This window comes from Roseomonas sp. GC11 (genome assembly GCF_024437745.1).
In the GTDB taxonomy this organism is placed as follows: Bacteria; Pseudomonadota; Alphaproteobacteria; order Acetobacterales; family Acetobacteraceae; genus Pseudoroseomonas.
On the sequence record NZ_JANFNY010000019.1, the window covers coordinates 62,377 to 69,082 of the forward strand.

At 62.4% G+C, this 6,706-nt stretch carries 7 protein-coding genes; 2 read left to right on the forward strand and 5 right to left on the reverse strand.

Annotation, left to right across the window (positions count from 1 at the left end; all coding sequences use genetic code 11):
* Nucleotides 1-3: 3 nt before the first annotated feature.
* Nucleotides 4-807: an aldolase/citrate lyase family protein gene (locus NON00_RS08180; protein WP_256019599.1), complete on the forward strand. Its 804-nt coding sequence runs from the start codon at nucleotides 4-6 to the stop codon at nucleotides 805-807.
* A 397-nt stretch (nucleotides 808-1,204) separates the two neighbouring features.
* Nucleotides 1,205-1,624: an organic hydroperoxide resistance protein gene (locus tag NON00_RS08185; protein ID WP_256019602.1), complete on the forward strand. Its 420-nt coding sequence runs from the start codon at nucleotides 1,205-1,207 to the stop codon at nucleotides 1,622-1,624.
* A 66-nt stretch (nucleotides 1,625-1,690) separates the two neighbouring features.
* Here the strand turns inward: NON00_RS08185 and NON00_RS08190 are convergent, their stop codons facing one another.
* From NON00_RS08190 to NON00_RS08210, 5 genes are all read right to left on the reverse strand, one after another.
* On the reverse strand, nucleotides 1,691-2,452 hold the full coding sequence (locus NON00_RS08190) for an SDR family NAD(P)-dependent oxidoreductase (RefSeq protein ID WP_256019606.1): 762 nt from the start codon (nucleotides 2,450-2,452) through the stop codon (nucleotides 1,691-1,693).
* A 28-nt stretch (nucleotides 2,453-2,480) separates the two neighbouring features.
* The gene (locus tag NON00_RS08195) at nucleotides 2,481-3,959 is read right to left on the reverse strand and encodes an aldehyde dehydrogenase (protein ID WP_256019608.1); all 1,479 of its coding nucleotides are present in this window, start codon (nucleotides 3,957-3,959) and stop codon (nucleotides 2,481-2,483) included.
* A gap of 57 nt (nucleotides 3,960-4,016) precedes the next feature.
* Nucleotides 4,017-4,997: a tripartite tricarboxylate transporter substrate binding protein gene (locus tag NON00_RS08200; RefSeq protein WP_256019611.1), complete on the reverse strand. Its 981-nt coding sequence runs from the start codon at nucleotides 4,995-4,997 to the stop codon at nucleotides 4,017-4,019.
* 130 nt (nucleotides 4,998-5,127) lie between these two features.
* Entirely contained in the window at nucleotides 5,128-6,192 is a 1,065-nt protein-coding gene (locus tag NON00_RS08205) for a tripartite tricarboxylate transporter substrate binding protein (RefSeq protein ID WP_256019614.1), read from the reverse strand.
* Nucleotides 6,193-6,501: 309 nt separating this feature from the next.
* Nucleotides 6,502-6,706, reverse strand: a 205-nt coding sequence (locus NON00_RS08210; RefSeq protein ID WP_256019617.1) for a transposase, incomplete at its 5' end; no start/stop codon positions are given.

Below are 6,706 nucleotides of genomic sequence, written 5' to 3' on the forward strand. Positions count from 1 at the left end.
GACGTGAATCAGGCGCTCAAGCTGCCGGGCAATCCGCTCAAGGAGAAACTCGCGCGTGGCGAGGTTGGGATTGCCATGATCGTCCGGCTGGTGCGCGGGATCGAAATCGCCGCGATCGCCCGCACCGCCGGCTATGATGCCGTCTATATCGACATGGAGCACAATACGTTTTCCCTCGATGCGGCGAGCCAGATCTGCATGGCCTGCCTGCATGCCGGGATCACGCCCCTGGTCCGCGTGCCGAATACCGGCCCCGAATGGGTGTCACGCGTGCTGGATGGCGGTGGCTTGGGCATTATCGCGCCGCATATCGAAACCGCCGAGGAAATCCGCCATGTCGTGAAGCTGGCCAAGCATGCGCCGTTCGGGGAGCGTTCCATCGGCGGCCCATCGCCGCTGTTCCACTTCCAGGGTGTGCCCGCGCCACAGGCCATGGCGGCAGCGAATGCGGCGACCATGGTTGTGGCGATGATCGAATCAGGAACGGCTGTGAATGCCGCAGATGCGATTGCGGCGGTCGATGGTGTCGACATGCTTCTTGTCGGAACCAATGATCTCTGCGCTTCCCTGGGATTTCCTGGCGAGCATGACCATCCCCAGGTGCGGGAGGCCTACCGCCACTGCATCGCGGCGTGCCGCCGCCACGGGCGCACGCTGGGCATCGGTGGCCTTGGGACAAGGCCTGCGCTTGCCAGAGAACTTGTCGAGATGGGGGCCCGATATGTCTCGGTTGGCAACGATCTTGGATTCCTGCTTTCCGCGGCTTCAGCGCAGGCAAAGGCATGGGAGAGAGGAGGAAAATCGTAGCCTTCTCAAAGTTTTTTGGGGGATTGGATATTGCGAAAGATGCGATTCCGCGCGCGAGGGTAAGGACAACACCGCTGCCATGCTCTGCGAAAACACCTTGGCATGATCGCGTTGCGCCCGTGCGGCATCGCTCACCTGCGAGAACCAGCGGTGTAGGCATTCTTGCGCTTTTCTTTTCAGGCTCGATGAAAACGCTACACACCGGAGTCAGTCCGTGCCGCGCATGTGGGGCATGCCCATGCGGTGTCTGGCTGCGAACCGCAGCTTGGATCATCTGATGGCGCCCACTGGCTGTGCCGCGCCTCTGCGGTGAGAGCATGCGGTTATCCGGAATGTGGCGTATTGCGCTCAATAGGAAAAATAATTCACGAGCTTATTTTTGTTTTTGGAGGGGTGAATGAATATTATTTATACAGCTTCAGCAACGGCGGTTGGCGGCCGGCATGGTTATGTCCGTTCCGAAGATGGTGTGCTGAACCTGCCCTTGGCGCACCCGAAGGAATTGGGCGGGCCAGGTGGAGCCGCCACCAATCCCGAGCAACTCTTCGCGGCTGGCTATGCGGCTTGCTTCGAGAACGCCGTCCTGAGGGTTGCCCGCGACAGGAAAGCCCCCATCCAGGAATCCTCTGTCACGGGGCGGGTCGGAATCGGCAGGGGGGATGATGGATTCTTCCGCCTGACCGTCGTCCTGGAGGTGTCCGTTCCTGGTCGTGATCCTGGTGAGATCGAGGAGATCGCGCATATCGCGCATACCGAGCGATGCCCCTATTCGCGCGCGACGCGTGGGAATATCGACGTGCAGATCAAGATTGTCTGAGAAAAGACAGAATCCCCCGGTTGGCAAAGACCACCCGGGGGAATCTGATTTCCCGTGCTTTGGCTTTCAGTGAAAGGATCGTCCGCCATCGGCGGCAAGAGTGGAACCCGTCACGTAGGAGGCTTCAGAGCTGGTCAGGAAGAGCACAACCCGCGCGATCTCCAGAGGATCTGCCAAGCGCTTCAGCGCGTAATTGCCGGTATTCCCCCGATAGCCATCCGCCATCGGGGTATCCACCATGCCGGGTGCCACGCTGTTCACCCGGATCGACGGCGCCAGTTCAGCCGCCAGCGCGCGTGTCAGGTTCACCACACCGCCTTTGGAGGCGGCATAGGCGGTGAAGCCAGCCGCATTGGGCAGAAGACCCTGGGCTGAAGCGATGTTCACGACGGTTGCTGATGTGGCCTTCCGCATCCACGGCACACAGGCGCGCGTGACGATATAGGTTCCCGTGAGATTCACATCGATCACACGCCGCCAGAGAGCTGCCGGTGCTTCCTCGATGACGGCCTTGCGCATGATCCCCGCGGCGTTCACAACGCCATCCAGGCCGGAGAGCGACGCCGCGCCTTTGTCTATGGCTTGTGTCACGGCCTCTTCGTCGGTGATATCAACGGCAAAAGCCATCCCGCCCGTCATCCTGGCAGTCTGCTGAAGCGCGCTCTGGTCCTGGTCGAGCAGGAGAAGCGAGGCTCCTTCCTCGGCGAAGAAGACGGCGATACGGTGGCCAATGCCAGAGCCCGCACCTGTGACAACGATCTTCCTTCCGCCCAGGCGTCCTTCCAGCGCGGGTCTCCGCTGTTCCACGAAATCTTCTGTTTCAGGCATGATACTCTCCTGGCTCGTATGCGTGCCATCAGCGCATGACGAAGGGGTTTTCAGGGGCAAGGCTGGCGGTCGAAATGAAGACGCTCTTGGTTTCGAGATACTCGTGCACAGCCTCGATACCGCTTTCGCGCCCGATGCCAGATTTCTTCATGCCGCCGAATGGCATCATGTGGCTGTAGGAGCGGTAGGTGTTGACCCAGACCGTGCCAACCTTCATGGCCTTCGACAGGCGCGCGGCCCGGGCGATGCTCTCCGTCCAGACACCGGCGACCAAACCATAGGCCACATCATTGCCGATCGAGACAGCGTCGTCCTCACTCTCGAAGCCGATGATCGAGAGAACAGGGCCGAACACTTCTTCCTGGGCAATCCGCATCGTGTTCCTGACATCGGTGAAGATGGTCGGCTCGACAAACTGACCGCCACGGATTCCAGGTCCTTCGGCCGGCTTACCCCCGAGGATGCAACGGGCCCCTTCGCTCCTGGCTACAGCGATGTAATCCAGAACCTTCTGGTATTGTGGCGGAGTGGCAATGGGCCCCGCATTGGTCTCGGGGCACATGGGATCACCGAGGCGGATGCGCGAGGCCATTGCCACCAGGCGCGCGGTGAAGGCCTCTTTGATCGAGTTCTGCACAAGCAGGCGTGAGCCGGCGATGCACATCTGGCCTGCGGCACCAAAGATACCCGCGATCACGCCGGCGGCCGCGGCGTCAAGATTGGCATCCTCGAAAACGATATTAGGTGACTTCCCGCCAAGTTCGAGGGAGACACGCTTCATGCTACGCGCGGCGGTTTCATAGATTCGCGCGCCCGTCACATCGGATCCTGTGAACGTCACCTTGGCCACATCGGGATGCTCCACGAGCGCAGCTCCCGCTTCCTGCCCAAGACCGGTGACGACATTGAAAACGCCATCCGGAAGGCCGCACTCTTGTAGCAGGCGCGCCAATTCCAAGGTGCTGGCCGAGGCGAACTCAGAAGGCTTGACCACCACGGTGCAGCCAGCCGCGAGGGCCGGCGCACTTTTCATCGTCGCAAACATGACCGGGGAGTTCCAGGCTGTCAGCGCCGCAACGACGCCGATCGGCTCCCGCATCGTGAAGGCGAGCGTATCGGCATTCTCGACGGGGATCAGGGCTCCCTCGATCTTGTCGGACAGCCCGGCATAGTAGTGCCATTGATGGACGATGGCCTTCATCTGTCCACGCATCTCGGCGAGGAGTTTGCCATTGTCCTTCACCTCGATCCGCGCCAGATGCTCGGCATTCTCCGCGACCTTGTCGGCGATCCGGCGCAGGAGCGCGCCCCGGCCGGAAGCGGACATCGTCGCCCAGGGGCCGGACGCCATCGCCTGCTTCGCGGCCAGCACGGCCTTCGCGGCATCCCCCGCATCGCCGCGCGGGATCTGTGCCCAAACCTCGCCCGTGTAGGGATCAGTGCTATCGATCCATTCTCCGCTTTCAGGTTCGATGAAATTCCCATCGATGAAAAGGTTGTAGCGCATCCTTCAACGATCCTTCGGGTGAGGTCGGCTCGGCATCGGGATCAGCGTCTCCGCGCGTCAGTCCGTGACCTGGATGTTGTTGTCAGAAATGACCTTGCCCCAGCGTGCCGCCTCACCATTCAGGTATTGCTGCAGGACATCGCCCGACCGGATATCGGCCTGAAAGCCGAGGGGCGTGAAATGCTCCAGGAATGCCTGGTCCCGGAGGGCCTGGCTGATGGCATGGGACAGAAAGGCCGTAACGGGCTCAGGCAGGCCGGCAGGTGCCATAAAGCCATGCCAGAGGGCCGTGTTGATGCCGGCGAAGCCCAACTCCTGCATCGTCGGGATATCCGGCAGATTGGATGTCCTGGTGGGCGAGGTCACGGCCAGCACGCGGACATAGCCTTCCTTGCGCAGGCCAACGACTTCGGAGACCGAAGGGAACATCATCTGCGTGTAACCGCCTGACAGCGCCTGCAGGCCCTCCGGGTTGTTCCGGTAGGAAACATGCGTTCCCTTGCCTTGCAACTCGGAGAGGAAGCGCGTGGCCGTCAGGTGCGCCATGGTGCCGACGCCGCCACTGGCAAAGGTGACGCCGTCACCGGCCTGCGCCAGTTTGCGCAGGTCGTCGACCGAATGCACATTCGTCCTGGCTGAGAGCGTCAGGGCCATCGGAAAGCCGCCGGCGCCGACCAGCGGCGTGAAATCGGCAAGCCGGTAAGGCAGGTTCTTGCGCAGCACCGTCTGGACAACGGCGGAAGAGGTCATGCAGAAAATCGTGTAGCCATCGGGCGCCGATCGAACGACGGAATAAGCGCCGATGGTCGTTGTGCCGCCGCCACGGTTCTCCACGACAACAGGCTGGCGCAGTTCTCCGGCCATCTTGTCGGCCACCCGCCGGCTGATGAGATCATCCGTGCCGCCGGGTGCATTGGCGACCACGATCCGGATGGGGCGGCTGGGGAAAGCCGGTTGCGCGCCGGCGGGGCGGGGCTTGGCGAGCATCGCCATGCTGGCGGCCGGCATCGCTAGCGTGAAATGGCGGCGTGATACCATGGAAAACCTCCCAGTGAGGGCACCGGTTTTTTTTTGAAGGTGCCTCTGTTATCCGATGATGATGGCCGCCCGGCGGAAGCACCAAGGGCAATCCTTCAGAGATAAAATTTGATATAAGATCGTGTTATATCTACCAGAAGGGCAGGAGATCCCCGGTTTTGCTTCTGGTTGGTCCGCTTCGTCCTGGCGCGGGCGATCCCGCGCCTGCCCTTATCCGTCGAGCCGGATGCCGAGGTCGCGGATCAGCGGCTGCCAGATGGGCCTGATCGCCCTTCCAGCGCGCCATGAAGCTCTGCGGGTCACTGGGCAGTCTATCCAGTCCAAGCTCGGCATAACGCGCCCTCACCTGTGGTTCACCCAGCGCGAAAGACCAGGCATCGGCCAGGCGCTCGACAATCGCATCCGGTGTCCTGCGCGGGACGATCAGGCCTTGCCACGCGCTGGCACTGAAGCCGGGCAGGCCCTGTTCGGCCAAGGTCGGCACGTCGGGCATGCCCGGCAGTCGCTGTGCCGAGAAGGTGGCCAGCACGCGCAACTGGCCCGCCTTCGCCATTTCCGCCGCTGTCCCGTAGTCGATGACCAGGCTGGGCACGGCACCGCTCAGGACGTCGTTCAGGGCGGGAGCCATGCCACGATACGCCACGTGGCTGAGAGAAACCCTGGCCTCCAGGGCAAGGCGCTCCATGGCAAGATGCAGGGGGCTGCCGATCCCGGGGCTGGCATAGGGGATTGGCTCGCGGGCCGCACGTGCCTTTTCCAGATATTCGGAGGCCGTGCGGATCGGCGAGTTTCCTTTCACAGCCAGCAGGATATTGATGCCGGCATAGAGTCCGACAGGGCGGAAATCGCGCTCCGGGTCGTATTGCAGGTTGCGGTAGGCGATGGGGTTGATGATCAGCGTGCCATTGTCAGCACCCATCATGGTGTAGCCATCGCCGGCCGCGGCAGCCAGGGCCGCGGCGCCAACGGCACTTCCGGCGCCGGGTCGGTTATCGACCACGACGGGTTGCCCGATCCGGATGGAAAAGGACTGCCCCAGCAGCCGGGCGATCGCATCGGTGGAACCACCGGGCGGGTAGCCAACGATCCAGCGGACCGGCTTGTCCGGAAAGGCCGCCCGGGCGCTGCGCGGCAGGATGCCCGCGGCACATCCCGCCGCCAGAAGATGGCGGCGTGTCAACGCTGCAAATGCCATGGATGCCTCCCTGTGGCTCCGCCCCGAAATCTTGTTGTTCTGAACTCAGATCATCGTGACCGAGGATCCGGGGGAAAGGCAGAGGGCTTGCCATCAAGCCCCGCTCAACCCCGCCTCAGCCAACCAGCATGGCCGGCGCATTAAGGTGCAGGGCGGCAGATGTAACAATACGGCCGGGTCGGGTGCCTATATCGCGGCATTATAGCCTTCCCGGAGGCAGGCCGTATCTTGGCCGGGCCCAGATAGTTTCTTGTTATACCCCGCGCCGGGCTGATCATTGCGGCATGCGGGTGTGGCTTCTAGAGGCTGTTATGGACCTGTGGCGAGTAAAGCGGCCTGTTTGAGCATGATGCAGGCGAAGGCGACGAGGTGAAGATCGGCCAAAGTTCTGGCATAGCGCTCATAGTCCTTCGCCAGTCGCCGGAAGCGGGTGGCCCAGGCGAAGGACCGTTCAACCACCCAGCGCCGCGGCAGCAGCACGAAGCCGCGCTTGGCCTCCGGCAGCTTCACCACC

What these genes read in the sequence shown, in the direction of transcription:
- NON00_RS08190 (WP_256019606.1), bottom strand. Translation starts at nt 2,452, where the DNA reads ATGCCTGAAACAGAAGATTTCGTGGAACAGCGGAGACCCGCGCTGGAA.
- NON00_RS08205 (WP_256019614.1), bottom strand. Translation starts at nt 6,192, where the DNA reads ATGGCATTTGCAGCGTTGACACGCCGCCATCTTCTGGCGGCGGGATGT.
- NON00_RS08200 (WP_256019611.1), bottom strand. Translation starts at nt 4,997, where the DNA reads ATGGTATCACGCCGCCATTTCACGCTAGCGATGCCGGCCGCCAGCATG.
- NON00_RS08195 (WP_256019608.1), bottom strand. Translation starts at nt 3,959, where the DNA reads ATGCGCTACAACCTTTTCATCGATGGGAATTTCATCGAACCTGAAAGC.
- NON00_RS08185 (WP_256019602.1), top strand. Translation starts at nt 1,205, where the DNA reads ATGAATATTATTTATACAGCTTCAGCAACGGCGGTTGGCGGCCGGCAT.